Annotated in this window: 25 protein-coding genes and 1 pseudogene; 15 read left to right on the plus strand and 11 right to left on the minus strand. The window is 70.0% G+C overall.

Annotation, left to right across the window (positions count from 1 at the left end):
- Positions 1-45 precede the first annotated feature (45 nt).
- From ABD286_RS05495 to ABD286_RS05510, 4 genes are all read left to right on the plus strand, one after another.
- Entirely contained in the window at positions 46-3,984 is a 3,939-nt protein-coding gene (locus tag ABD286_RS05495) for a multifunctional oxoglutarate decarboxylase/oxoglutarate dehydrogenase thiamine pyrophosphate-binding subunit/dihydrolipoyllysine-residue succinyltransferase subunit (protein ID WP_425565315.1), read from the plus strand.
- Positions 3,985-4,157: 173 nt separating this feature from the next.
- Positions 4,158-5,567 carry a DUF2252 domain-containing protein gene (locus ABD286_RS05500; RefSeq protein ID WP_344191074.1) on the plus strand — a complete coding sequence of 470 codons (1,410 nt, stop codon included), beginning with the start codon at positions 4,158-4,160 and terminating at the stop codon, positions 5,565-5,567.
- A gap of 51 nt (positions 5,568-5,618) precedes the next feature.
- Positions 5,619-5,798 (plus strand): DUF6104 family protein, encoded by a 180-nt coding sequence (locus tag ABD286_RS05505; protein ID WP_344191076.1) that lies wholly within the window; start codon positions 5,619-5,621, stop codon positions 5,796-5,798.
- A gap of 45 nt (positions 5,799-5,843) precedes the next feature.
- Positions 5,844-6,494 (plus strand): GDSL-type esterase/lipase family protein, encoded by a 651-nt coding sequence (locus tag ABD286_RS05510; RefSeq protein ID WP_344191078.1) that lies wholly within the window; start codon positions 5,844-5,846, stop codon positions 6,492-6,494.
- Between the two features lie 98 nt (positions 6,495-6,592).
- Here ABD286_RS05510 and ABD286_RS05515 read toward each other — a convergent pair whose 3' ends face one another.
- The 3 genes from ABD286_RS05515 to rfbB form a co-directional block, all read right to left on the minus strand.
- Entirely contained in the window at positions 6,593-7,564 is a 972-nt protein-coding gene (locus tag ABD286_RS05515; RefSeq protein WP_344191080.1) for a zinc-binding dehydrogenase, read from the minus strand.
- Between the two features lie 72 nt (positions 7,565-7,636).
- Positions 7,637-8,500 (minus strand): dTDP-4-dehydrorhamnose reductase, encoded by an 864-nt coding sequence (gene rfbD / locus ABD286_RS05520; RefSeq protein WP_344191082.1) that lies wholly within the window; start codon positions 8,498-8,500, stop codon positions 7,637-7,639.
- Positions 8,500-9,495 (minus strand): dTDP-glucose 4,6-dehydratase, encoded by a 996-nt coding sequence (gene rfbB, locus ABD286_RS05525; protein ID WP_344191084.1) that lies wholly within the window; start codon positions 9,493-9,495, stop codon positions 8,500-8,502. The genes rfbD and rfbB overlap by 1 nt, the downstream gene beginning before the upstream one ends.
- A gap of 76 nt (positions 9,496-9,571) precedes the next feature.
- On the opposite strand from rfbB, the gene rfbA reads away from it, so the two are divergent.
- Positions 9,572-10,450, plus strand: a complete 879-nt coding sequence (gene rfbA, locus ABD286_RS05530; RefSeq protein ID WP_344191086.1) for a glucose-1-phosphate thymidylyltransferase RfbA — start codon at positions 9,572-9,574, stop codon at positions 10,448-10,450.
- A complete protein-coding gene (locus ABD286_RS05535) occupies positions 10,450-11,049 on the plus strand; it encodes a dTDP-4-dehydrorhamnose 3,5-epimerase family protein (RefSeq protein WP_344191088.1) in 600 nt (199 codons plus the stop codon). The genes rfbA and ABD286_RS05535 overlap by 1 nt, the downstream gene beginning before the upstream one ends.
- Here the strand turns inward: ABD286_RS05535 and ABD286_RS05540 are convergent.
- The gene (locus tag ABD286_RS05540) at positions 11,046-12,212 is read right to left on the minus strand and encodes an NAD(P)-dependent malic enzyme (RefSeq protein ID WP_344191090.1); all 1,167 of its coding nucleotides are present in this window, start codon (positions 12,210-12,212) and stop codon (positions 11,046-11,048) included. The two genes, ABD286_RS05535 and ABD286_RS05540, sit on opposite strands and share 4 nt — an antisense overlap.
- Before the next feature lie 280 nt (positions 12,213-12,492).
- On the opposite strand from ABD286_RS05540, the gene ABD286_RS05545 reads away from it, so the two are divergent.
- The 7 genes from ABD286_RS05545 to mctP all read left to right on the plus strand — a co-directional run bounded on the left by ABD286_RS05545 (position 12,493) and on the right by mctP (position 18,150).
- Positions 12,493-13,407, plus strand: a complete 915-nt coding sequence (locus ABD286_RS05545; protein WP_344191092.1) for an ABC transporter substrate-binding protein — start codon at positions 12,493-12,495, stop codon at positions 13,405-13,407.
- A gap of 12 nt (positions 13,408-13,419) precedes the next feature.
- Entirely contained in the window at positions 13,420-14,376 is a 957-nt protein-coding gene (locus ABD286_RS05550; protein ID WP_344191095.1) for an amino acid ABC transporter permease, read from the plus strand.
- A complete protein-coding gene (locus tag ABD286_RS05555) occupies positions 14,376-15,170 on the plus strand; it encodes an amino acid ABC transporter ATP-binding protein (protein ID WP_344191097.1) in 795 nt (264 codons plus the stop codon). Before ABD286_RS05550 ends, ABD286_RS05555 begins: the two co-directional genes overlap by 1 nt.
- A complete protein-coding gene (locus ABD286_RS05560; protein ID WP_344191099.1) occupies positions 15,170-15,553 on the plus strand; it encodes a S24/S26 family peptidase in 384 nt (127 codons plus the stop codon). Before ABD286_RS05555 ends, ABD286_RS05560 begins: the two co-directional genes overlap by 1 nt.
- Positions 15,554-15,566: 13 nt before the next feature.
- A complete protein-coding gene (gene sodN, locus ABD286_RS05565) occupies positions 15,567-15,995 on the plus strand; it encodes a superoxide dismutase, Ni (protein ID WP_255354135.1) in 429 nt (142 codons plus the stop codon).
- 182 nt (positions 15,996-16,177) lie between these two features.
- Positions 16,178-16,474 carry a DUF3311 domain-containing protein gene (locus ABD286_RS05570; protein WP_344191101.1) on the plus strand — a complete coding sequence of 99 codons (297 nt, stop codon included), beginning with the start codon at positions 16,178-16,180 and terminating at the stop codon, positions 16,472-16,474.
- A complete protein-coding gene (mctP, locus tag ABD286_RS05575; RefSeq protein ID WP_344191103.1) occupies positions 16,471-18,150 on the plus strand; it encodes a monocarboxylate uptake permease MctP in 1,680 nt (559 codons plus the stop codon). Before ABD286_RS05570 ends, mctP begins: the two co-directional genes overlap by 4 nt.
- A 94-nt stretch (positions 18,151-18,244) precedes the next feature.
- On the opposite strand, the gene ABD286_RS05580 is transcribed toward mctP, so the two are convergent.
- The 3 genes from ABD286_RS05580 to ABD286_RS05590 form a co-directional block, all read right to left on the minus strand.
- Entirely contained in the window at positions 18,245-19,546 is a 1,302-nt protein-coding gene (locus ABD286_RS05580) for an HD-GYP domain-containing protein (protein ID WP_344191105.1), read from the minus strand.
- The gene (locus ABD286_RS05585) at positions 19,543-21,003 is read right to left on the minus strand and encodes an HD-GYP domain-containing protein (protein ID WP_344191107.1); all 1,461 of its coding nucleotides are present in this window, start codon (positions 21,001-21,003) and stop codon (positions 19,543-19,545) included. The genes ABD286_RS05580 and ABD286_RS05585 overlap by 4 nt, the downstream gene beginning before the upstream one ends.
- A 62-nt stretch (positions 21,004-21,065) precedes the next feature.
- Complete coding sequence (locus ABD286_RS05590) at positions 21,066-21,227, minus strand: hypothetical protein (RefSeq protein WP_344191109.1); 162 nt, start codon at positions 21,225-21,227, stop codon at positions 21,066-21,068.
- Positions 21,228-21,536: 309 nt separating this feature from the next.
- Between ABD286_RS05590 and ABD286_RS18880 the strand changes: the two genes are divergently transcribed.
- Entirely contained in the window at positions 21,537-21,611 is a 75-nt protein-coding gene (locus ABD286_RS18880; RefSeq protein ID WP_369791897.1) for a 50S ribosomal protein bL37, read from the plus strand.
- A gap of 63 nt (positions 21,612-21,674) precedes the next feature.
- Here ABD286_RS18880 and rsrA read toward each other — a convergent pair.
- Both rsrA and ABD286_RS05600 read right to left on the minus strand, forming a co-directional pair.
- Positions 21,675-21,935: pseudogene (rsrA, locus tag ABD286_RS18885) on the minus strand (mycothiol system anti-sigma-R factor); the annotation flags it as partial.
- Positions 21,932-22,654, minus strand: a complete 723-nt coding sequence (locus tag ABD286_RS05600; RefSeq protein ID WP_425565316.1) for a sigma-70 family RNA polymerase sigma factor — start codon at positions 22,652-22,654, stop codon at positions 21,932-21,934. The pseudogene rsrA and the gene ABD286_RS05600, both read right to left, overlap by 4 nt.
- Positions 22,655-22,884: 230 nt before the next feature.
- On the opposite strand from ABD286_RS05600, the gene ABD286_RS05605 reads away from it, so the two are divergent.
- Positions 22,885-23,427: a ferritin gene (locus ABD286_RS05605; protein ID WP_344191113.1), complete on the plus strand. Its 543-nt coding sequence runs from the start codon at positions 22,885-22,887 to the stop codon at positions 23,425-23,427.
- A gap of 22 nt (positions 23,428-23,449) precedes the next feature.
- Here ABD286_RS05605 and ABD286_RS05610 read toward each other — a convergent pair whose 3' ends face one another.
- Together ABD286_RS05610 and ABD286_RS05615 are read right to left on the minus strand one after the other, a co-directional pair.
- A complete protein-coding gene (locus ABD286_RS05610) occupies positions 23,450-24,070 on the minus strand; it encodes an alpha/beta hydrolase family protein (RefSeq protein WP_344191115.1) in 621 nt (206 codons plus the stop codon).
- Between the two features lie 20 nt (positions 24,071-24,090).
- Positions 24,091-25,023, minus strand: coding sequence for an SOS response-associated peptidase (locus ABD286_RS05615; protein ID WP_344191117.1), 933 nt, complete (start codon positions 25,021-25,023; stop codon positions 24,091-24,093).
- Positions 25,024-25,086 lie beyond the last annotated feature (63 nt).

Genomic DNA, 25,086 nt, shown 5'->3' on the forward strand with positions numbered 1-25,086 from the left:
CCTATTGCCCGTCATTGTCGACGCTACGAAAGAGGCGTATCCGCCGTGCCCGACCAGTCCCCGACCAGCGACCCCATGGCGGCCTTCGGGCCGAACGAGTGGCTCGTGGACGAGCTCTATGAGCAGTACCAGAACGACAAGAACTCCGTCGACAAGGCGTGGTGGTCGTTCTTCGAGGACTACACGCCGTCGGACGGTGGTGGCGGCAACGGGTCCGCGCCCTCCAACGGTGCGGGCAACGGCACCGCTGCGCCCGCGGCCAAGCCGGCCGCCCAGGCCCCTGCAGCGCAGGCCCCCGCGACCGCCAAGAGCGCCACGCCTGCCGCGAGCGCCCCCGCCGCGCCGGCAGCAGCCAAGGCCCCCGCCGCGTCCGCCGGCACCTCGTCGTCCGGCACCGCCTCCTCGGCCACCGACTCCGGCAAGGCCCAGGCCACGAGCACCGACCGGTCGGACGCGAAGACGGACACCGCGGTCGCCGACAAGCCCGAGGACAAGGAGGCCGCGGCCGCCAAGGAGCAGCCCAAGCCCCGCGAGCCGCAGGCACCGAAGTCGACCGGCCCGGTCAACCAGGACGAGATCAAGCCGCTGCGCGGCGCCAGCGCCCGCACGGTGACCAACATGGAGTCCTCGCTGACGGTCCCCACCGCGACCAGCGTCCGCGCCGTCCCCGCGAAGCTCCTCATCGACAACCGCGTCGTCATCAACAACCACCTCGCCCGCTCACGCGGTGGCAAGGTCTCCTTCACCCACCTCATCGGCTATGCCCTGGTCAAGGCCCTGGGCCACATGCCGGAGATGAACAACGGCTACGCGACCGACGAGAAGGGCAAGCCTGCGCTCGTCGTGCCCGGTCACGTCAACCTCGGCCTCGCGATCGACATAGCCAAGCCCGACGGCACCCGCCAGCTGCTCGTGCCGTCGATCAAGTCGGCCGAGTCGATGGACTTCGCGCACTTCTGGACGGCCTACGAGGACGTCGTCAAGAAGGCCCGCGCCGGCAAGCTCACCGTCGAGGACTTCCAGGGCACCACGCTGACCCTGACCAACCCCGGCACCATCGGCACCGTCCACTCGGTCCCGCGCCTGATGGCCGGCCAGGGCGCGATCATCGGTGTCGGCGCGCTCGAGTACCCCGCCGAGTGGCAGGGCGCGAGCCAGGAGACGCTCAACCGCAACGCCGTCTCCAAGATCCTCACGATGACGAGCACGTACGACCACCGCATCATCCAGGGCGCCCAGTCCGGTGACTTCCTGCGGATCGTGCACCAGCTGCTGCTCGGCGAGAACGGCTTCTACGACGAGATCTTCGAGAGCCTGCGACTGCCGTACGAGCCGGTCCGCTGGGTCCGTGACATCTCTGCCCACCACGACGACGACGTCAACAAGACGGCCCGCGTCCAGGAGCTCATCCACGCCTACCGAGTGCGCGGCCACCTCATGGCCGACACCGACCCGCTGGAGTACCGCCAGCGCCGTCACCCCGACCTCGACGTCACCTCGCACGGCCTCACCCTGTGGGACCTCGAGCGCGACTTCGCCACGGGCGGCTTCGGCGGTGCCCCGATGCTGCGCCTGCGCAAGATCCTCGGCATCCTGCGCGACTCCTACTGCCGCACCATCGGCACCGAGTACATGCACATCCAGGACCCCGAGCAGCGTCGCTGGCTCCAGTCCAAGATCGAGGTCGGCTACGCCAAGCCCGGCCCCGACGAGCAGCTGCGCATCCTGCGCCGGCTCAACGCCGCCGAGGCGTTCGAGACGTTCCTGCAGACCAAGTTCGTGGGCCAGAAGCGCTTCAGCCTCGAGGGCGGCGAGTCCGTCATCGCGCTCCTCGACCGGATCCTGTGCCGCGCCGCCGCCGACTCCATGGACGAGGTGTGCATCGGTATGCCGCACCGCGGCCGCCTCAACGTGCTCGCCAACATCGCGGGCAAGTCCTACGGCCAGATCTTCCGTGAGTTCGAGGGCAAGCAGGACCCCAAGTCCGTGCAGGGCTCCGGAGACGTGAAGTACCACCTGGGCACCGAGGGCGAGTTCGTCGCCGAGGACGGCAGCAAGACCAAGGTCTACCTGGCGGCCAACCCCTCCCACCTCGAGGCCGTGAACCCGGTCCTCGAGGGCATCACCCGCGCCAAGCAGGACCGCCTCGACCTCGCGGGCGAGGACTTCACGGTCCTGCCGCTGCTCATGCACGGTGACGCGGCGTTCGCGGGCCAGGGCGTCGTCGCCGAGACGCTCAACCTGTCCCAGCTGCGCGGCTACCGCACCGGCGGCACGATCCACGTGGTCATCAACAACCAGGTCGGGTTCACGACGTCGCCGAGCGCCTCGCGCTCGTCGACCTACTCGACGGACGTGGCGCGGATGATCCAGGCGCCGATCTTCCACGTGAACGGCGACGACCCGGAGGCCTGCGTCCGCGTGGCCGAGCTGGCCTACGAGTTCCGTCAGCAGTTCAACAAGGACGTCGTCATCGACATGGTGTGCTACCGCCGCCGTGGCCACAACGAGGGCGACGACCCGTCGATGACGCAGCCGCTGATGTACAACCTCATCGAGGCCAAGCGCTCGGTCCGCAAGCTCTACACCGAGGCCCTCATCGGCCGTGGCGACATCGGTCAGGAGGAGGCCGAGGCCGCGCTGCGCGACTACCAGCAGCAGCTCGAGCGGGTCTTCGTCGAGACCAAGGCCGCGCTCAAGGAGGCAGCCACCGAGGACGCCACCGACCCGACGCTGGCCGGCACCGACGCCGAGGGCCACTCCGGCCTCGAGCCGCCGTCGGCCCAGGCCAAGGACCAGACGACCCGCTCCGCGCAGGAGACGGCCATCTCCGCCGACCTGCTCCAGCACATCGGTGACGCGTTCGTGAACCCGCCGCAGGGCTTCACCGTGCACCCGAAGCTGGCCCAGGCCATGGAGAAGCGCGCCGCCTCGACCCGCGACGGTGGCATCGACTGGGCCACCGGCGAGCTCATGGCCTTCGGCTCCCTGCTCATGGAGGGCACCCCGGTCCGCCTCGCGGGCCAGGACAGCCGCCGCGGCACGTTCGTCCAACGCCACGCGGTGCTCATCGACAAGCACACCGCCGAGGAGTGGACCCCGCTGCTCTACCTCGGCGACGGGCAGGCCCGCTTCTGGGTCTACGACTCGCTGCTGTCCGAGTTCGCCGCCATGGGCTTCGAGTACGGCTACTCCGTCGAGCGTCCCGACGCCCTCGTCCTGTGGGAGGCGCAGTTCGGCGACTTCTTCAACGGGGCGCAGACCATCGTCGACGAGTTCATCTCCTCGTCCGAGCAGAAGTGGGGCCAGCGCTCGTCCGTCGTGCTGCTGCTCCCCCACGGCTACGAGGGCCAGGGACCGGACCACTCGTCCGCGCGCATCGAGCGCTTCCTGCAGATGTGCGCCGAGGACAACATGACGGTGGCCTACCCGTCGACGCCGGCGAGCTACTTCCACCTGCTGCGCCGCCAGGCCTATGCCCGGCCGCGTCGCCCGCTCATCGTCTTCACCCCGAAGTCGATGCTGCGGCTCAAGGCTGCCAGCAGCATGCCGGAGGACTTCACCACCGGCACGTTCCGCCCGGTCCTCCCGGACCGCCGGGAGCTCGACGCCTCCGCGGTCACCCGGGTCCTGCTCGCGAGCGGCAAGGTCGTCTACGACCTCGAGGCCGCCCGCGACAAGGCCGACGACGGCACGACGGCGATCGTCCGGGTCGAGCAGCTCGCCCCGCTGCCGGCGAAGGAGATCGCGGACGAGCTCGCGAAGTACCCGAACGCCGAGGTCGTCTGGGTCCAGGACGAGCCGCGCAACCAGGGCGCGTGGCCCTTCATGGCCCTCAACCTGCCGCAGGCGCTCGCCGACCTCGGTGAGCAGCGCGCGCTGCAGATCGTCTCGCGCAAGGCCTCGGCCTCGCCCGCGACCGGCTCCAGCAAGCGCCACGCCGAGCAGCAGAACGAGCTGATCGGCTCGGCCCTGCGCCAGTGAGCGACGCCCGCCCCTGACCAGGGGCGGGCCCCCGCACGCAGCTCGTATGCCGCGTGGCCCCGTCGTTCGGACGCGGGCCACGCGGCATACCTGTCCCCGAGCACGGGGCGAGAGGTGCGCCGTGTCGCCGCGTGTGCCGCGCGGCACCCCGGCATCCGTCCTAGGGTCGGACCATGCCCTCCAGCACCCGCAGCGCCGCGACGAAGAAGTCGACGCCGAAGAAGGCGACGCCGAAGAAGTCAACGACGAAGAAGTCAACGACGAAGACGACGGCGAAGAAGCAGGACCGGACCGAGCTCATCATCGAGGTGCTCACCGACGCGTTCGCCCCGTTGATGAAGGCCGACCCCGTCGCCTTCCGCGTGAAGTTCCGCAAGATGGCTGCGGACCCGTTCGCCTTCTACCGCGGGTCGGCGTGCCTGTTCTACGCCGACGTGACGCCCCTGGACGACCCGTGGGTCAACGAGGAGTGCGCGCGCATCTGGATCCACGGCGACCTGCACGCCGAGAACTTCGGGACGTACCTCAACTCGAGCGGACGCCTCGTCTTCGACATCAACGACTTCGACGAGGCCTACATCGGGCACTACACGTGGGACCTCATGCGCTTCTGCGCGAGCCTGGGCCTGCTCGGCTGGCAGAAGGCCCTGCCCGAGGCAGAGGTGCGTCGGCTCATCGGCCGCTACCTGCGGGCCTACCTCGCCCAGCTCAACCACTACGTGAGCAAGGACGACGACGAGGACTACGCGCTGCGGCTCGACAACACGACGGGCCCGGTGCACGAGGCGCTGATGGAGGCCCGGCTGATGCGTCGCGCCGACCTGCTGTCGGCCATCACCGTCCGCGACGGGGTCGAGCGCACCTTCCAGGAGGGACCGGGCACCCGCAGGCTCACGAAGGCCGAGCAGGACAAGGTGCTGGCCTCGTTCGCCGGGTACCTCGAGAGCATCCCGGAGTCCAAGCGCTTCGACCGCGACCTGTTCTACGAGGTCGTCGACCTCGTCGGCTCGTCCGGGTTCGGCATCGGCAGCGCCGGGCTGCCTGCCTACAGCGTCCTCGTGGAGGGGACCAGCCAGGCGCTGGACAACGACGTCGTGCTGTCGATGAAGCAGGCCAACATCCCCGCGGTGAGCCGGTTCGTCGACCGCGGTCAGGTGGAGCGCTACTTCGAGCACGAGGGTCACCGCACGGTGATCAGCCAGCGGGCGCTGCAGGTGCACACCGACCCGCTCCTCGGGTACACGACCTTCGACGGCACCGGCTACGTCGTCTCCGAGGTCTCGCCCTACGAGGTCGACCTCGACTGGAGCGGGATCAGCGAGCCCTCCGACATCGCGTCGGTCGTCGACCTCCTCGGGCGCGCGACCGCCAAGGTGCACTGTGCGTCCGACGAGGACAGCGACCAGGACCTCGTCGACTTCCAGGTCGAGGAGTCCATCGCGGCGGCCATCAAGGGCCGCCGTCGGGAGTTCACCGAGGCGATGGTCGAGTTCGGGATCTCGTATGCGGCCACCGTGCGCGAGGACCACCGGCTCTTCGTCGAGGCCTTCCGCGAGGGCCGGATCGGTGTCTCTGCGACGTGAGGCCAGCGTGCCCGCATCGGCACGGCGCCGCGGTCCCGATAACCTTGCAGCGTGTACTTCACGGATCGCGGAATCGAGGAGCTCGCTGCACGGCGGGGAGAGGACGAGGTCTCGTTCGAGTGGCTCGCCGAGCAGCTGCGGACCTTCGTCGACCTCAACCCCGAGTTCGAGACCCCCGTCGAGCGGCTGGCCACCTGGCTGGCCCGGCTCGACGACGATGACGACGAGTGACCTCGGTGGCGGACGGCCACCGACGACGATGATGAGGACTGACGCGTGAGCGAGCCCACCTTCACCCCGAGCGCCGAGTTCCAGGTCGCCTCCGACGGACCCCGCGACGTCGCGCTGGTCTTCCTCGGGGCCTCCATGGTCGCCGGCGTCGGCGACCCCAAGGGCCAGGGGTGGGTCTCACGCGTCGTGGGGCGCACCCACCACCCCGATCTCGAGCTGACCGCCTACAACCTCGGCGTGCGCGGTGACACCTCCGGCGACCTGCTGAACCGTTGGAAGGACGAGTGCGCGCCCCGCTGGTCGGGCCGGGCCGAGAAGCGCCTGGTCGTGTCGATCGGGGCGAACGACGCCGCGACGGGGGTCACCCTCGCCAGGCACCGCCTCAACCTCGCGAACATCCTCGACGACGCCGCCAGCGCCGGGATCGGGACGTTCGTCGTGAGCCCCCCGCCGTCCGACGACGACGAGCTGAACTCCAAGATCGACGTCCTCGTCGAGGCCCAGGCCGATGTCTGCTCCCGGCGTGGGGTGCCGTTCGTCGACTGCTACCGCCCGCTCCTCGGCCACGAGCAGTGGCGCACCGACCTCGCGGCCAGCCGGGTGCAGCACCACCCCGGCCAGGCGGGCTACGGCCTGATCGCCTGGCTGGTCCTGCACAACGGCTGGTACGACTGGCTCCAGATCTCCCCCAGCTGACCGGCCACTCCGGCGGCGCTGCGGACACCGCACCGCCCATGACGAAGGCTCCCCGCGCACCGCGCCGGGGAGCCTTCGTCGTCGTCGGGTACGGAACGTCAGCTGACGGTGAAGACGACCTTGCCGAAGACGTCGCCACCGGCCATCGTCGCGAACCCGTCGCGCGCCTGCTCCAGCGGCATCACCGAGTCGACGACCGGCTCGATGCCCTGCTGGGTGACGAAGGCCGCCAGCCGCTCGAGCTCGGACCGCGTCCCCATCGTCGAGCCGAGGACGCGCAGCTGCTTGAAGAAGATCTTGGTGAGCTCGGCCTTGGCCGGGGCGTCGCCGGAGGTGGCACCGCTGATGACGATCGCCCCGCCGGGGTTGAGCGAGTTGACCGAGTGCGACCACGTGGCGGCACCCACCGTCTCCATGACGGCGTCGACGCGCTCGGGGAGGCGCTCGCCGCTGGCGAAGGCGCGGTCGGCACCGATGTCCACCGCCCGCTTGCCCTTGGCCTCGTCGCGGGTGGTCACCCACATGCGGTAGCCGGCGGCCTCGCCGAGCTGGACGAGCGCCGTGGCCACCCCGCCGCCGGCACCCTGAACCAGGACGGTGGCGCCGGGAGTGAGCCCGGCCTGGGTGAAGAGCATGCGGTAGGCGGTGAGCCAGGCGGTGGACAGGCAGGCCGCGTGCTCCCAGGACAGCCCCTCGGGTTTCGGCACGAGGTTGCCGGTGGGCACCGCGACCTGCTGGGCCAGGGTGCCGTCGTGCAGCTCGGACAGCAGCGTGCGTCGCGGGTCGAGCGTCTCGTCCCCGCGCCAGCCGTCGCTCGGGACGACGGCGTGGACGATGACCTCGTTGCCGTCGGGGTCGATCCCGGCACCGTCGCAGCCCAGGATCATCGGCAGGCGGTCGGCCGGCAGGCCCACGCCGCGCAGCGACCAGACGTCGTGGTGGTTCAGCCCGGCGGTCTTGAGGGAGACCGTGGTCCATCCCTCACGGACCTGGGGTTCGGGACGTTCCCCGACCTCCAGACCGGACAGCGGATCGTCGGCGGACTGGCGGGCAGCGTAGACGGCGAGCATGACCCCGACCCTAACCGCGGGGTGGCTGCCGCGCCCGGGCAGCGTGGTGCTCGTCGCGCGGACCCGTGCCGGTCAGGCCTGCTCGACCACGTCGGGCAGGGCGGTGGCGAGGCTCTCGCGCCAGTCCGGAAGCCGCTCGATCCGCGCCATCCGCCAGGCATCGTGCCCGAGCACGCTGTACGCGGGTCGGGGCGCCGGCAGCGGGAACGCGTCGCTCGTCGTCGGCCTCACCCGCTCGGGATCGAGCCCCAGGAGGGTGAGGATCTCGCGCGTGAAGCCGTACTTCGTCGTCTCGCCCTGGCTCGTCGCGTGCCAGACGCCGAAGGGCGCGTCCTGCTCGACGAGGCGCAGGATCGCCCGCGCCACGTCCATCGTCCACGTCGGCTGGCCGCGCTGGTCGTCGACGACCGACAGCGTGTCGTGCGACCCGGCGAGCCGCGCCATGGTCTTGACGAAGTTGGGACCGCCGCCGCCGTACAGCCACGCGGTCCGGACGATCCACGCCCGCGGGCAGTGCGCCTGCACGGCCCATTCCCCCGCGGCCTTGCTCCGGCCGTAGGCCGACAGTGGCGCCAGCGGTGCGTCCTCGGCATACGGCTCGTCCGCGTCGCCGGCGAAGACGTAGTCGGTCGAGACGTGCACGAGGCGGGCCCCGGTCTCCCGGCAGGCTGCGGCGACGTGGGCCGCGCCGATCGCGTTCACCGCGAACGCCCGGCCCTCGTCGCCCTCCGCGTCGTCGACGGCGGTGTAGGCAGCGCAGTTCACGACGACGTCGTGGCCCCGGACCGCGTCGCGCACCGCGTCTGCGTCGGTGATGTCGAGGTCCTTGCGCTCCAGGGCGGTGACGTCGTCCTCGGACACCCCGGCCAGGGTGAGCACCACCTGGAGGTCGAGGCCGAGCATGCCCCCGGCACCGGTGAGGAGCCAGCGCGTCATCAGCGACCGAGCCGCTCGTAGCGGGCCTCGGCGACGACCTTGGCCGTCCGCCACCAGTCCTGGTTGTTCTCGTACCACGCGATGGTGGCCTCGAGGCCCGAGCGGACGTCGGGGTGCGCCGGCACCCAGTCGGTCTCGGCTCGCAGCTTGCTCGCGTCGATGGCGTAGCGCAGGTCGTGGCCGGGGCGGTCGGGGACGTGGTCGAACCAGTCGGCCGGCTTGCCCATGAGCTCGAGGATCAGGCCGATGATGTCGCGGTTGTTCATCTCGCCGTCGGCGCCGATGAGGTAGGTCTCCCCCAGCCGCCCCTGCTCGACGATGGTGATCACGGCGTCGTTGTGGTCGTCGACGTGGATCCAGTCGCGGACGTTGAGGCCGTCGCCGTAGAGCTTGGGCTTCACCCCGTCGATGATCCCGGTGATCTGCCTCGGGATGAGCTTCTCGGGGTGCTGGCGCGGACCGTAGTTGTTGGAGCAGTTGGACAGCGTCGCCTTGAGCCCGAACGAGCGGATCCAGGCGCGCACCAGCAGGTCTGCGCTCGCCTTGGAGGCGGAGTAGGGGCTCGACGGGTTGAGCGGCGTCGACTCCGTGAACTTCGCGGGGTCGTCGAGCTCCAGGTCGCCGTAGACCTCGTCGGTCGACACGTGGTGCAGCCGCTTGTCGTGGCGTCGCACCGCCTGGATCAGCTGGTACGTGCCGATGATGTTGGTGTCGATGAACGGCCACGGGTCGTCGAGGGAGTTGTCGTTGTGCGAGTCGGCGGCGAAGTGCACGACGAGGTCGTGGGCCGCGACGAGCTCGTCGACGAGGTCGGGATCGGTCACCGAGCCCTTGACGACGTCGATGTCCCCGATGACCGGGTCGAGGGAGGTGAGGTTCGCGGCATACGTCATCGAGTCCAGGACCGTGAGCTTCCAGTCGGGCCGCACCTGGCGGGCCCGGATGACGAAGTTGGAGCCGATGAACCCGGCGGCGCCGGTGACGAGGACCTTCATGGGCCGAGGTTATCGGAGCGAGCCGCTGTGCCCGGTCGCGCTCCGGCGCGGCGCTCCGGTCAGTAGGGTCTGTCCCATGAAGGGGATCATCCTGGCCGGCGGCTCCGGCACGCGGCTGCACCCGATCACGCTCGGGATCAGCAAGCAGCTCATGCCGATCTACGACAAGCCGATGATCTACTACCCGCTGTCGACGCTGATGATGGCCGGGATCCGCGAGGTCCTCATCATCACCACCCCCGAGGACCAGTCGCAGTTCGTTCGCCTGCTCGGCGACGGCTCGCAGTGGGGCATCGAGCTCACGTATGCCGCGCAGCCCAGTCCCGACGGCCTCGCCCAGGCGTTCATCATCGGCGCGGACTTCATCGGCGACGACTCGGTGGCCCTCGTCCTCGGCGACAACATCTTCTACGGCACCGGCCTCGGCACGGCGCTGCGCTCCAACACCTCGGTGAGCGGCGGCCACATCTTCGCGTACCACGTGACCGAGCCCTCGGCCTACGGCGTCGTCGAGTTCGCCGAGGACGGCACCGTCCTGTCCATCGAGGAGAAGCCCGAGCACCCGAAGTCCTCCTACGCGGTGCCCGGCCTGTACTTCTACGACAACGACGTCGTGCAGATCGCCCGCGACCTCGAGCCCAGCCCGCGCGGCGAGCTCGAGATCACCGGGGTCAACGACGCCTACCTCCAACGCGGCGACCTCAGCGTCACGGTGCTGCCCCGGGGCACGGCGTGGTTCGACACCGGGACGTTCGAGGGGTTGATGGACTCGGCGCAGTTCGTCCACGTGGTCGAGCAGCGCCAGGGCCAGAAGATCGGCTGCGTGGAGGAGATCGCCTGGCGCAACGGGTGGATCGACGACGAGACGTTCGAGGCCCTCGCGACCGCCCTGACCAAGAGCGGCTACGGCGTGCACCTCGCCGGACTGCTCGCCGAGAAGCGGGGCTCGCTCTGATGGAGATCCGTCCCCTGTCCATCGCCGACGCGTACGAGATCACCCCGCGCCAGTTCCCCGACGACCGGGGCGTGTTCCTCGAGTCCTTCCGCGGCGACCTGCTCGCCGAGCACCTCGGCCACCGCCCCCACGTGGTCCAGACCAACGTCTCGGTGTCCTCGCGCGGCACGGTCCGCGGCATCCACTTCGCCGACGTCCCCCCGTCGCAGGCGAAGTACATCACCGCCCTGTCCGGGTCGCTGGTCGACTTCGTCGTCGACATCCGCGTCGGCTCGCCGACGTTCGGTCAGTGGGAGGCGGTCCTGCTCGACACCGTGGACCGGCGCGCGGTCTACCTCCCCGAGGGCATGGGCCACGCCTTCGCCGCCCTCGAGGACGACACGACGGCGATGTACCTCGTCACCGCCCCGTACAACCCCGGCCGCGAGCACGGCCTGCACCCGCTCGACCCGCAGATCGGTCTCGAGCTGCCCGAGGGCATGCAGGCCCCGCTCCTGTCGGCGAAGGACGCGGCTGCGCCCACCCTCGCCGAGGCAGCGGAGCAGGGCCTGCTCCCCACGTATGCGGCGTGTCGGGAGTTCTACGCCTCCCTGCGCTAGGCGCAGGCCACCACGGCGGCGGCCACCGCGTCCGCGACCCCGGGGGCGAAGACGCTCGGCACGATCTCGTCGGCCGTCGGCTCCGGGACCAGGTCGGCGATGGCGCGGGCCGCGGCCAGCTTCATCGCCTCGGTGACCTGCGGGGCACCGGAGTCGAGCGCTCCCCGGAAGATCCCCGGGAAGGCCAGGACGTTGTTGATCTGGTTCGGGAAGTCCGAGCGCCCGGTGGCGACCACGGCGGCGTGCCGCGCCGCCACGTCGGGGTGGACCTCCGGGTCGGGGTTGGCGAGCGCGAAGATGATGGCGTCCGGCGCCATACCGGCGAGCTCGTGCTCGGGCACGGTGCCCCCGGACACCCCCACGAACACGTCCGCCCCCACCAGCGCGTCGCCCAGGCCACCGGTCAGGCCGCGCGGGTTGGTCGTCGCGGCCAGGCGCCGCTTGTGGTCCGCGAGGTCCGCCCGCGCCGGGGCGATGATCCCTCGGGAGTCGCAGACGACGATGTCGGCGACCCCGGCCCTGGCGAGCAGACGGGTCACCGCCACCCCGGCGGCCCCGGCACCGGACACGACCACGCGGAGCGACTCGAGGGACCGGCCGACGACCTTGGCCGCGTTGAGGAGGCCGGCAAGGACGACGATCGCCGTCCCGTGCTGGTCGTCGTGGAAGACGGGGATGTCGAGCCGCTCCTGGAGGCGACGCTCGATCTCGAAGCAGCGAGGAGCCGAGATGTCCTCGAGGTTGATGCCGCCGTAGGTCGGGGCGATGCGGGCGATGGCGTCGACGAGCTCCTCGACAGAACCGGTCTCCATGCACACCGGCACGGCGTCCACCGCACCGAAGTGCTTGAACAGCACCGCCTTGCCCTCCATGACGGGCATGGCGGCCAGGGGCCCGATGTCACCGAGTCCGAGGACGGCCGTGCCGTCGGTGACCACCGCGACGGTGTTGGCTCGGGCGGTGTAACGGGCGGCGAGGGTCGGGTCGAGGGCGATGGCGCGGGAGACGTCGGCGACGCCCGGCGTGTAGAGGAGGGCCAGGTCGGCGCGGTCACGCAGGGGCTGCGTGGCGTGCACCCCGAACTTGCCGCCCTCGTGCGCCCGGAAGACCGGGTCGGTCGGGTCGAAGAGCGGGTACGCGGACGTCACTGCATTCGCAGTCATGGAGAAGTCACCTCAGGAACGAAGGAGAGGGGAAGAAGATGCGTGGGGCACAGCCGACGCAGCCGGACGATCAGTCGGGCCGGGGTGTGGCCAATCAAACGCACAGTGGCGGGGGTTACCCGCCGGTTCATCGTGGCACAGGCGTCGGGGAGGGAACACCCCTGTAACGGGACTGTGACCCGGATCGCGTTCGGGAATGGCAGGATGCGGACCAGCCCCCGTGGGAGGAAGACCGGGTCGTCGTCCCCCACGCAGCATCCGAGGAAGGATCACCTCCGCAATGACGCACCGCCTCCGCCCCGCCGCCGTCCTGTTCGCCGGTCTGGCCACCGCCAGCCTGGCCCTGACCGCATGCGGCTCCGACTCGCTCGACAGCAACGCGACCTCGAGCTCGACCAGCTCCAGCTCCTCGAGCAGCCAGTCGGTGGACCCCGCCCTCGCCGCCAAGGTCCCGCAGAAGATCAAGGACGCGGGCAAGATCGTCGTCGGCTCCGACGCCTCCTACGCCCCCAACGAGTTCCTCGCCGACGACGGCAAGACCGTGCAGGGCATGGACGTCGACCTGTTCTCCGCCGTCGCCGCGAAGTTCGGCCTCAAGGCGGAGTTCCAGAACGCCGGCTTCGACACGATCATCCTCGGCGTGACGTCCGGCAAGTACGACGTCGGCGTCTCCTCGTTCACCATCAACGACGAGCGCAAGAAGAGCGTCAACATGGTGAGCTACTTCAACGCCGGCACCCAGTGGGCCGTCAAGGCGGGCAACCCCAAGAAGGTCGACATCGACAACGCCTGCGGCCTCAACATCGGCGTCCAGAAGGGCACCGTGCAGATCGACGACCTCACCGCGCGCTCCAAGAAGTGCACCGACGCCGGCAAGCCCGCGATCAAGCAGATCATCGATGCCGACCAGAGCAAGGTCACCGCGAGCGTCATCTCCGGCAAGTCCGACGCGATGCTCGCCGACTCCCCCGTCGGCCTCTACGCCGTGAAGCAGACCGGTGGCCAGCTCGAGGCCCTCGGCGACATCTACGACGCCGCTCCCTACGGCTTCGTCGTCCCGAAGGACCAGGCCGACTTCGCCCAGGCCATCGCGGACGCGCTCAAGGCGATGGGCACCGACGGCAGCTACAAGGCCGCGCTCGACAAGTGGGGCAACGACACCGGCGCCATCACCGACTTCGCCGTCAACCCCTGATCCGGGCCACTGATGTCTGAAGGCACGCAGGACCGGCCGGGCGCGATCAACGCCCGGCCGGTCCGCCACCCGTGGCGGTGGGTGGCCATGGCGTTCATCGCGGTGCTCGTCGCGATGCTCGTCAGCTCGTTCGTCACCAACGACAAGTGGAACTTCGCCTACGCGCTGAAGATCATGAACTTCAACCCGGTCCTCGAGGGCCTGGTCAAGGGCACCATCGTCGGGACCATCGGCGCGATGATCCTCGGCGTCACGCTCGGCATCGTCATCGGCATCATGCGACTGTCGGCCAACCCGGTCCTGCGCGGGGTCTCGTTCGTCTACACATGGTTCTTCCGGGCCATCCCCCGCATCGTGCTGCTCGGCATGCTCGGCACGGGTCTGGGGTTCCTCTACCCCACCCTCGACATCGGGCCGCTGCCGTTCAGCCAGGAGTTCGCGCAGTGGCTGGGCCTGAGCAGCGACCTGACGTTCTTCAGCCTCAACGTCAACGAGTTCAGCTCGACGATCATGATGGGCATCATCGGCCTCGGTGTCTCCGAGGCCGCCTACATGGCCGAGATCGCCCGGGCCGGCATCCAGTCCGTCGACAAGGGTCAGACCGAGGCCGCCCAGGCCCTCGGGATGCCGGCCGGCAAGACCATGCGGCGGATCGTGCTCCCGCAGGCGATGCGCGTCATCGTGCCGCCGACGGGCAACGAGACCATCGCCATGGTCAAGGACACCTCGCTGTTCATCGCGATCCCCATCACCACCGAGCTCTACTACCAGGCCACCGCGGTCGGGACGAGGACGCTGCAGATCATGCCGTCCTACGTCGCGACCACGGCGTGGTACCTCATCGTCTGCTCCGTCCTCATGGTCGGGCAGTACTTCCTCGAGAAGCGCTACGGCCGCGGGTTCGGGGCGTCGGGGCCCTCGCAGAAGACGCGGATGCTCTCCTTCAAGGGTGGGGCGGGAGGAGCCTGATGAGCACGCACAAGAAGGACACGCTCCTCGTCCACGCCCTCAACGTCACCAAGGCGTTCCACGGCAACGAGGTGCTCAAGGGCATCGACATGGACGTCAGCAAGGGCGAGGTCGTCTGCCTGCTCGGGCCGTCCGGCTCGGGCAAGACGACCTTCCTGCGCTGCATCAACCAGCTCGAGACGATCGACGGCGGCCGGATCTGGGTCGACGGCGACCTCATCGGGTTCGAGGACCGTGGTGGCACGCTGCACCACCTCACCGACAAGGCGGTCGCTGCCCAGCGCCGTGACATCGGCATGGTCTTCCAGCGGTTCAACCTGTTCCCGCACATGACGGCGCTCGAGAACGTCATGGAGGCGCCGATCCAGGTCAAGGGCGAGAAGAAGAAGGACGTCCGCGAGCGCGCCCTGGCCCTGCTCGAGCAGGTCGGTCTCGAGGACAAGCCGGGCGCCTACCCTGCCCAGCTCTCCGGAGGCCAGCAGCAGCGGGTCGCGATCGCGCGCGCCCTGGCCATGCGGCCCAAGCTCATGCTCTTCGACGAGCCCACCTCGGCGCTCGACCCCGAGCTCGTCGGCGAGGTGCTCAAGGTCATGCGCGACCTCGCCGCGGACGGCATGACGATGATCGTCGTGACGCACGAGATGGGCTTCGCCCGCGAGGTGGCCGATCGGGTCGTCTTCATGGACGGCGGTGTCGTCGTCGAGCAGGGTCGTCCGTCGGAGGTCATCTCGAACCCCCAGCACGACCGCACGAAGTCGTTCCTGCGTCGCATGCGCCAGGAGGAAGACCGCTGATGCCGATCGGCCTCGGTGTCGTCGTGGTGCGGGGTCGGTCGATGGAACCGACCCTGCACACGGGCGACCGCATGGTCGTCCTCAAGGGCGCTCCCCCCAGGCTCGGCCGGCTGGCGATCGTGCGGCTGCCCCCGGACGACGACGGTGCACCCCGCCCCCTGGCCATCAAGCGCGTGACCATGCGCGACCCCGCCGACCCATCGCGCTACTGGGTGGAGTCCGACAACCAGGGCCTGTTCGGTGTCGCCGACTCGTGGACCCACGGCATCGGCTCGCTGGCCCGCGACCAGATCCGGGCGCTCGTCCTCTTCCGCATCCCGCAACGCGTCCGCGTCCCGGGGAGGCGCAGGGGGCGCCGTGCGACCACCGGGGACGCGGGGTAGGTTTGTCGAGCACGTGATCATCCGTCTCGCAGAAGGGATCCGCATGCTCTCCCGCATCTTCCGTACCACCGAGGTCAGCGCCCACTGCGACCTCCCCTGTGGCGTGTACGACCCCGCCCAGGCCCGCATCGAGGCCGAGTCGATCAAGGCGATCATCGCCAAGGTCGCCGACAACGACGACCCCGACTTCCGCACCCGTGCGATCGTCATCAAGGAGCAGCGCTCCGAGCTGGTCAAGCACCACCTGTGGGTGCTGTGGACCGACTACTTCAAGCCCCCGCACTTCGAGAAGTACCCCCAGCTGCACACCCTCTTCAACGAGGCGACCAAGCTGGCCGGGGCCTCTGGCACCAAGGGCGAGCTCGACGCCGGCAAGGCCGACGAGCTGCTCGCCAAGATCGACGAGATCGACGCGATCTTCAAGGAGACCAAGAAGGCCTGAGCCTTCCCTCTCCCGTGAACGGGCCCTCGCACTCCGGTGCGGGGGCCCGTTCACGTGTGCCGCCGCGCACGACCGCCCCCGGGCCTGCTCAGGTGTGCCTCCCACCATTGGTCCCGAGTCGGGCATACGGTGCCTTCCGGACTGCGTTGCCCGCCGTTCCCGCTCCCACCTGGAGGTCCCCCGTGAGTGCCGACACCGACGTCGACCACGACACCGTCCCACCCGCCAACAAGGGCCTGCTGGCGATCGCCGCCGTCCTGCTGGCCCTGCCGATGATCGCCCTGCTCTGGGTGAGCAGCTACTCCCGCAAGGAGCCCGTGTTCCTCGGGTTCCCGTTCTTCATCTGGTACCAGTTCCTCTGGGTCTTCCTCTGCTCGGCGATGACGTATGCCGCCTACCTCCTGGTGCTCAAGGCGCGCCCCCACCGCCCGATGCCCGGCCACCCCAAGCACGGCGCACGTGAGGAGAACGGCCGATGAGCACCCTGCTCCCTGCAGCCACCGACACCGGCGGCGTCAACGGCGTCGCCCTCACCGTCCTCATCGTGCTCTTCGCCCTCGTCACGGTCATGGGCTTCTGGGCCACCCGCTGGCGCCAGGCCGACTCGATGGAGTCGCTGGACGAGTGGGGGCTTGGCGGTCGGCGCTTCGGCACCTGGGTGACCTGGTTCCTCCTCGGCGGTGACCTCTACACCGCGTACACGTTCGTCGCGGTGCCTGCGGCGATGTTCGCGCTCGGGTCGGTGGCCGGCTTCTTCGCCGTCCCCTACACGATCGTGCTGTACCCGATCATCTTCATCTTCATGGCCCGCCTCTGGTCGGTCAGCCACCGCCACGGCTACGTCACCCCGGCGGACTTCGTGAAGGGCCGCTACGGCTCCCGCAGCCTGTCGCTCGCGGTGTCGGTCACCGGCATCCTCGCGACGATGCCCTACATCGCCCTGCAGCTCGTCGGCATCCAGGCCGTCCTCGAGGTCGCGGGTGTCGGTGGCGAGTCCCTGCTGGCCAAGGACCTGCCGCTGTTCGTGGCCTTCGCACTGCTCGCGGCCTACACGTACTCGAGCGGTCTGCGTGCCCCGGCGGTCATCGCGTTCGTCAAGGACGCGCTGATCTACCTCGTCATCATCGTCGCCGTCATCTACCTGCCCTCGAAGGTCGGCGGCTGGGACAACGTCTTCAGCGCCGCCGAGGCCAAGATGGCCAAGCCCAGCGCCGCCGACCCGTCGAAGCCGACCGGTGCGTTCATCCCGAACAGCCAGCAGTACTGGGCCTACGCCACCCTGGCGTTCGGCTCCGCGCTCGCCCTGTTCATGTACCCGCACTCGATCACGGCGACCCTGTCGAGCTCGACCCGCAACACGATCCGCCGCAACGCCTCGATCCTCCCGGCGTACTCGTTCGTGCTGGGGCTGCTGGCCCTGCTCGGCTGGGTGGCCATCGCGGCGGGCACCAAGCCGATCGGTCTCGACGGCAAGCCGAACGCGCAGCTGGTCATCCCGCAGCTGTTCGAGGACATGTTCCCGAGCTGGTTCGCCGGTGTCGCCTTCGCGGCGGTGGCGATCGGTGCCCTGGTCCCGGCGGCCATCATGTCGATCGCGGCGGCCAACACCTTCACCCGCAACATCTACCGTGACTGGCTCAAGCCCGATGCGACGCACGCGCAGGAGGCCAAGATCGGCAAGCTGGTCTCCCTGCTGGTCAAGGCATTCGCCCTGATCTTCGTCCTCACCCTGGACAAGCAGAACGCGATCAACTTCCAGCTCCTCGGTGGCATCTGGATCCTCCAGACGTTCCCGGCGATCGTCGCGGGCCTGTACACCCGCTGGTTCCACCGCTGGGCGCTGCTCGCCGGCTGGGCCGTCGGCATGGTCTACGGCACGATCACGGCCTACAACGTCATCAACCCGGTGACCAAGGGGCACTTCGGCGGCTCGCTCGACATGATACCGATGATCGGGAAGATGGGCTATATCGGGATGACCGCGTTCGCGCTCAACCTCGTCATCGCCGTGGTCGTGACCGTCGTGCTCAACGCCCTCAAGGTCGACCCGGGCAAGGACGAGACCATCAAGGGCGACTACTTCGCCGACGCGGACGACCCGCGCGTGGAGAAGAACGTGAGCATGGACGCCCACCTCACCACCGGGACGCCGTAGCACCGAGCGCCGCACCGCGGCGCACTGCACCTGAGCGACGAAGGGCGGTACCGGGACCACGACACCGAGGTCCGGGTACCGCCCTTCCGTGGTGTCAGGCGCTCGGCGCGGTGCTGCGTCCCCGGCGGTCGAGGTACCGCGTCAGGGAGTCGACGACCCTGGGGTCGTACTCGTAGCCGAGACCGAGGTGGATGCGCTCCATCGCCCGGTCCGCGTGCAGGCCCTCGGGTCCGCTGAGGTCGTCGTAGGCGTTGGCGACCTTGATGATGCGGCTGGCCATCGGCAGGTCCTGCCCGAACTCGCGCACCTGGCGGTAGGGCGTGATCTGGGCCTCCATGATGGTGGCCACGTTGTCGAGCACACCGGTGCTGCGCACGATCTCGGCGCCGTCGTGGGCGATCCGCTGCTGGTCGGCGGGCGCCGCCATGACCGTGGCCCCCTGCGGGATGGGCTCACGCAGGGCGACCTGCCCCAGGTCGTGCAGCAGCGCTGCATACTCCAGGTCGGTCAGCTCGCGCTGGCTCATCCCGAGGTCGCGCCCCACCGCCATCGAGATCTCGGCGACCCGCTGGGCGTGCCGGGGCACGGTGTAGCTGGTTCGGTCGGTCAGCGAGGACAGCGCGCCGATGGTCTGGCGGTAGGTCTGCCGGATCGAGGCGTACCGCTGGACCGCGAAGTAGGTGAGCACCAGGGGAAAGAGGAACAGCGGCAGGGCCACGACCCCGAGGGCGTATGCCGCGAGGGCGATGAGGGTGCCCGAGGTCACCAGGGCGGTGGCGAGGCCGATGGTCGAGCGGATCTCGTCGACGATGCTGCGCAGCACCGGGCCGTGCTCGCGGCCGGCCCGGACGATCGCCTGGAGGGTCAGGTCGACGAGCATGGCGACCGACCCGACGCAGAGCATGACCACGGCGACGAGCCAGCGCTGGGAGTCCCAGTCGGCGCTGCGCTCGAGCAGGGTGGCACCGTCGAACCTGACGCTGCGGTAGAGGAACGGCACGACCGCCGCACCGAGGAACCGCGCCGCGAGCCCCGACCAGTGCACCGGGCGACGGGTCGCCTCGAGCAGGCCGTTGCCCACGAGCATGCCGAGACCGATCGTCACGACGACGACGTCGGCACCGACCGCGGCGTCACCGTCGGGGGCGATGTTGGACAGGCCCAGCGCCAGCGCCGCGGCCGAGGACATCGGGGCGGTCAGGCGCCCGGCCAGCACCGTGAGCCGGGCCGTCTCCCCCAGCGCGATCGCGACGACGAAGAGCGCCAGGGTGACCAGCGTCCCGGCACCCAGACCGGCCAGCTGCGAGAGGGAGGATCCGAGGGCGACGAGCAGCAGCCCGGCGGCCACGCCGACCGGGACCCCCAGCTCCAGGCCACGGAACAGCAGGCGCCTCATGGCCGTCCTGCCAGGGGACGGGGGTCGCCGAGGGACGGCGCCCGGGGCGCGCCCTTGATGCGGGCACGCAGGTCGGGGCGCTCGGCGAGCAGGTCGGAGATCTCGGGCTCGTCGTGGTCCAGTGCGGGACCCACGGGCAGCTGGTCGCCGACGCGCTCGGTGACCTTCCAGTCGTGGCGGGCGAGCACCTTGACCAAGGAGCCGACGATGCGGGGGTCGACGTGCGTGCCAGAGCGCTGGGTCACCGACTCCACCGCCTCCGCCACGGACAACGCCCCGCGGTGCGAGCGGTCGGTGGTCAGGCAGTCGAAGAGGTCGGCGACGGCGATGATCCTCGCGGCGACGGGGATGTCCTGGTCGGCGAGACCACCGGGGTAGCCGCGGCCGTCGAAGCGTTCGTGGTGGTGGGCGATGCCCTCCTTGGACCCGACGAGGAACTCGATCTCCTCGATGAGGTCCACTCCACCGAGCGCGTGGTCGGCGAGCACGACGAGGTCGTCGTCGTCGAGCACCTTGCGACCTCGCAGGATCCGGCTCGGCACCTTGACGAGGCCGACGTCGTGCAGCATGCCGGCGGTACGGACGTCCTGGATCTCCTTGGGCGTCATACCGATGTCCTCGGCGATCCACTCGCAGAGCTGGGCGACACGCTCGCTGTGTCCCAGGTTGTGGGGCACCTTGGTCTCCACGGCGGTGACGAGGGCCTTGAGGGTCCGCTCGTGCGCCTTGAGCTCCTCGCCGTACTGGTCGAACGCCCAGCGGGCGACGAGGAGGGGGGCGAGCACGAGGACGCCGGCGAACCAGCCGACCTTGGCCGGGATCCAGAGCACGACGAGCAGGAAGCCGATCACGCCGTACCCGATGTAGGCCAGGCCGCTCGTCGTGAGCAGTCCCAGGACACGGGGACGGATGGGGCTGCCGGTGGACACCCGGAGCACCAGGGCGATGAACAGGGCGTTCAGCAGGCACTGGGTGACGTCGGTGACGACGAGGGGAAGGCCGACGTCGAGGAGGATGTCGGTCGGGGACATCCCGTCGTCGAGGACGTCCCGCCCTCCGACGGCGAGGTAGACGAGGCCTCCGGCCACGCCCAGACCGCTCATCATGGCGATGTTGAAGGCGGTCGCGACCTTGGGCGATCCACTGACGCGGACGGCCATGGCCACGGCGCCGACGATGCCGGCCCCGACGGGCCCGACGATCACCGCTGCGGCGACGAGGATGATGCTGAGAATGCTGATGCGCACCCTGCTGGTGAGGGCCGTCTCCCGCAGGAGGACGCCTCCGGCGGCGAGGACGGTGAGGACGGCGACAGCCGTCCAGTCCTGCGGCGGCCCGTCGACATGGAGGGCCAGCGCGGTCAGTGACAGGGTGAAGGCGTAGACGCTTCCGACATAGGCGAACACGGCAGGGCGGTAGAGCGTCGAAGCCTGGGATGCTGGTCGGGCGGCGCTCACGTCACCAATCTACGGCGTGAGCGACCCGCCCGTATCCGCAAGACGAGAACAGACCGAGGACGTCAGATGCCCTCGACGCCGCGCCACTCCCAGCCGCGGGATGCACCCTCGACGCCGCGCCACTCCCAGCCGCGAGCGAACTCGGTGGGGCCGTCGGTGGGGGTCCAGACGAACGTGTCGTCCTGGCCGAGGATGGACTCGAAGATGGTGGTGATGGTCTTCATGGCTGGGGTTCTCCTTCTGCTCGGGGGATGGTCCCTCATCCGTTCGGACCATTTCGAGCCGCTGTTGCGCCGAGGTGTCAGGGGTGCACCGTGGTCGCAGCACTATGATGACCCGACCGCCAGAGCGTCGTAGGCAGACTGGTGCCTTCTTTGCCAAGTCTTGAAGGTTCTCTGGGTATTCGGGGTGTCCATACCTCCCGAAAAGGGACCTTCTCCCCCGCGATGGCCGGGAGCACTCACCTCCTTGTGCGACAATGGGGCCAGGAAGGGCGCTGTTCTGGCGCCACCGCACGACCGACGGAGACCCCCATGAGCAAGCGCGCCCGCAAGCGCCGCTCGCGCAAGGGCAACGCGGCCAACCACGGCCGCAAGCCCAACGCCTGAGCCAGCGCAGACGCACGAGAGCGGGGGGCGGATCCACTGGATCCGGCNGGTCTCGTACCGGATCGTCGTGATGCGGGCCATGATCTGCGTGCGCAGCTCCACGGGAGCCTCCTCGCAGGCGCAGGAGCGCTTGACGAGCGCCTTGAGGGCCTGGTCGAGGTCGTACTGCTTGAGGCACGGGGAGCAGGCCTCGAGGTGGTGCGCGATCTTCTCGGTGTCGTCGCGCGTCATCTCGCCGTCGAGGTACTCGTACACCCGGTGCAGCACCTCGGAGCAGTCTGCTCCTGCGGCGTCACCCTTGCCGGAGTCGCTTCCACACATCATGAGTCCGCTCCCTGGGTCGCGAAGCCGCGCTCGGCGGCGTAGTCGGTCAGCAGCTCACGCAGCTGGCGCCTGCCACGGTGCAGCCGGGACATCACGGTGCCGATCGGCGTCTCCATGATCTCGGCGATCTCCTTGTAGGCGAAGCCCTCGACGTCGGCGAGGTACACCGCCATGCGGAAGTCCTCCGGCAGCGCCTGGAGCGCCCGCTTCACCTGCGTGTCGGGGAGGTGGTCCAGCGCCTCGGTCTCGGCCGAGCGCAGACCCGCCGAGCTGTGCGACTCCGCACGGGCCAGCTGGTAGTCCTCGATCTCGGCGGCGTCCGACTGGAGCGGCTCGCGCTGCTTCTTGCGGTAGCTGTTGATGTAGGTGTTGGTGAGGATGCGGTACATCCACGCCTTGAAGTTGGTGCCCGGGCGGTACTGGTGGAACGCGGCGAAGGCCTTCGTGTAGGTCTCCTGCACGAGGTCCTCGGCGTCGGCCGGGTTGCGCGTCGTGCGCAGCGCGGCCGAGTACAGCTGGTCGAGCAGGGGCATGGCCTCGAGCTGGAAGCGGGCCTGCCGCTCCTCGGTGCTCTCGGTGGCCACGTCGACGGTCATGGCAGCAGCCTTGGCGTCGGCCACCGCGTCGGCCACAGGGTCGGTCGACTCGTCGGTCACGACGTCGGTGGCACCACCGGTGGCACCGTCGGTCGCGGCGTCGGGGGCAGGGGTCTCAGTCATCGCCCTCCAGCCTAGCCCGCTCGTCGAGCGGCTCGGCCCGGTCGTCGTGGTGGCGCCGGCGGACAGGCCCAGCTCCACGGGTGCGGTGGTGCCGCTCTCGGGCGGCGAGGCGGTCAACAGTGGCACGGGGGCGGCTCCTGGTTGTTCCGGTGGGGTTCCGGTTGCGGATGGTCTCACCTCGTGCAACGGCGCCCCGCCGGGTGACATTCCCTGCACGGTAACCTCGGCCCATGTCGCACCACGCCGGCCCCACGTTCGTGCAGCTGCTCGCGGAGCAGGTCAGGCACGAGTTCACTGCAAGCCAGCAGTACATCGCCATCGCGGTGTGGTTCGACGACCACGACCTCCCCCGCCTCGCGGCGCACTTCTACGCGCAGAGCGTCGAGGAGCGCAACCACGCGATGATGATGGTGCAGTACATGCTCGACCGTGACTGGCCGGTGACGATCCCCGGCGTCGACGAGGTGCGCGGCGAGTTCGACAAGCCGACCTCCCCCATCGAGCTGGCGCTGGCCCAGGAGAAGGCCGTGACCTCGCAGATCGAGGCGTTGTTCCGCGCCGCGCGCGCGGAGGGGGACGTCCTCGGGGAGCAGTTCATGCTCTGGTTCCTCAAGGAGCAGGTCGAGGAGGTCTCCTCGATGAACACCCTCCTGACGATCGCCGAGCGCGCCGGGACCGACTGGTTCCAGATCGAGGACCACCTCGCCCGCGAGGCGGTCGGCGACGGCGGCGACGACGCGTCGGCCCCCGAGGCCGCCGGCGGGGCGCTCTAGCTCCACCAGCGCCCCGGGGCCACTACGAGGACGCTCGCACCAGTCCCGCGAGGAACTCCGCGCAGGCCGCGACGAGTGCGCCCGTGTCCTTCACCGTGTGCTCCCCCGGCACCGAGGACACCACATCAGGATCCGGCAGCTCGGCGCGCACCTCCTCCGGGGTGCCGAAGGGGTCGCGCGTCCCCTGGACCACGTGCACCGGTATGCCGTGGGCGAGCGGCTCGCGCAGCTCGTGCGCCCGCGACGTCCCCGGCTTGCCGGGCGGGTGGAGGGGGAAGGACAGGCAGAGCACGGCGTCGGCACCCACGAGGTGCGCGGTGCGGCAGGCCACCCGGGCGCCGTTGCTCTTTCCGGCCACCACCCACGGGGCGGGCAGGCGACCCCGGCCCGTCGTCAGTGCGGCCAGGACCGGGAGCCACGCCTCGTCCTGCGGGTCCGGTCGCGGCGGGGTCCGCCGCCCGGCCACTCCCCAGGCCTGGTGGACCAGCGCGACGGCCCACCCCTGCGCGACGAGTCCGTCGCGGACGGCCAGGACGTCACGGCCGTCGACGCGGCCGCTGGCTCCGTGGGTCAGCACCACGGTCCCGAGCGCCCGGACGGGGCGCCGCACCTGCACGACGGCGGGTCCCAGAGGCGTGGGCACCTCGACCCTGCGCGCAGTCGTCATGCGGGGTTCACCCCGCCGTGGTTGGCGTCCTCGTCCTGCGTCGCAGCCCCGCTGCTCGGCACCGGGGCCGGGCGACCGCCGGTGCCGACGATCTCCCCCGTCATCGGGTCGACGACACCGTCGAGCTCCGACTCCCCGGCGGGTTCGATGAGCTGGGGTCCGTTGCTGCGGTTGGACGACACAGCCGTTCCTACGGGATGGGCCTCGAAGCGGCCGGGCTGCGCGAACGAGAGCAGCTGGCCGACCTCGGCCGGGTCGGTCAGTGCCGGGTCGAGCCAGGCGGCCCAGTCGGCGCGTTCGAGGACCAGCGGCTGGCGGTCGTGGATGCGGTCCAGGCCGGGCTCGGCCTCCGTGGTGATGATGGTGAACGTCGTGAGCCACGCCTGCGGGTCGTCCTTGTCGACGACCTCGCGGTCGCGCCAGAACTCGTAGAGCCCGGCGAAGGCGACGACGTCACCGTCCGCCCGGTGCATGAAGAACGGCTGCTTGCGCGGGTTGCCCTTGGCGTCGGTGGCGACGGGCGACTTCTGCCACTCGTACCAGCCCTGCGCCGGGACGAGGCAGCGTCGTGAGGCAGCAGCCTTGGCGAACGACCCCTTCTCCAGGACGGTCTCGGCCCGGGCGTTGATCATGCGCATCCCCATCTTCACGTCCTTGGCCCAGCTCGGGACCAGTCCCCACGTCAGGAGGCGGAGCTGGCGCACGGGAGGCGCGTCGGCGGCATACGTCTCGTCGGTGCCCCTCGGCACCCGCGAGAGGACGACCGGGGCCTGCTTGCTCGGGGCGAGGTTCCAGTCCGGGGCGCCGGCGGGCGGGCTCTGGGGGTTCTTGAGGATGCTGCGCGAGGGGTCTGCCGTGCGGTCCTGCTCGACCTCGAACTCCTCCACGAGCTCGTCGGGGTTCGCCGTCGCCGCATAGCGTCCGCACATGGTGGACAGGGTACGTGGCGACGCCGACCTGCCCCATACGGTAGGAAGGGAGACGAAGGGGAG

The organism is Pedococcus aerophilus, assembly GCF_039532215.1.
Classification (GTDB): Bacteria; Actinomycetota; Actinomycetes; order Actinomycetales; family Dermatophilaceae; genus Pedococcus; species Pedococcus aerophilus.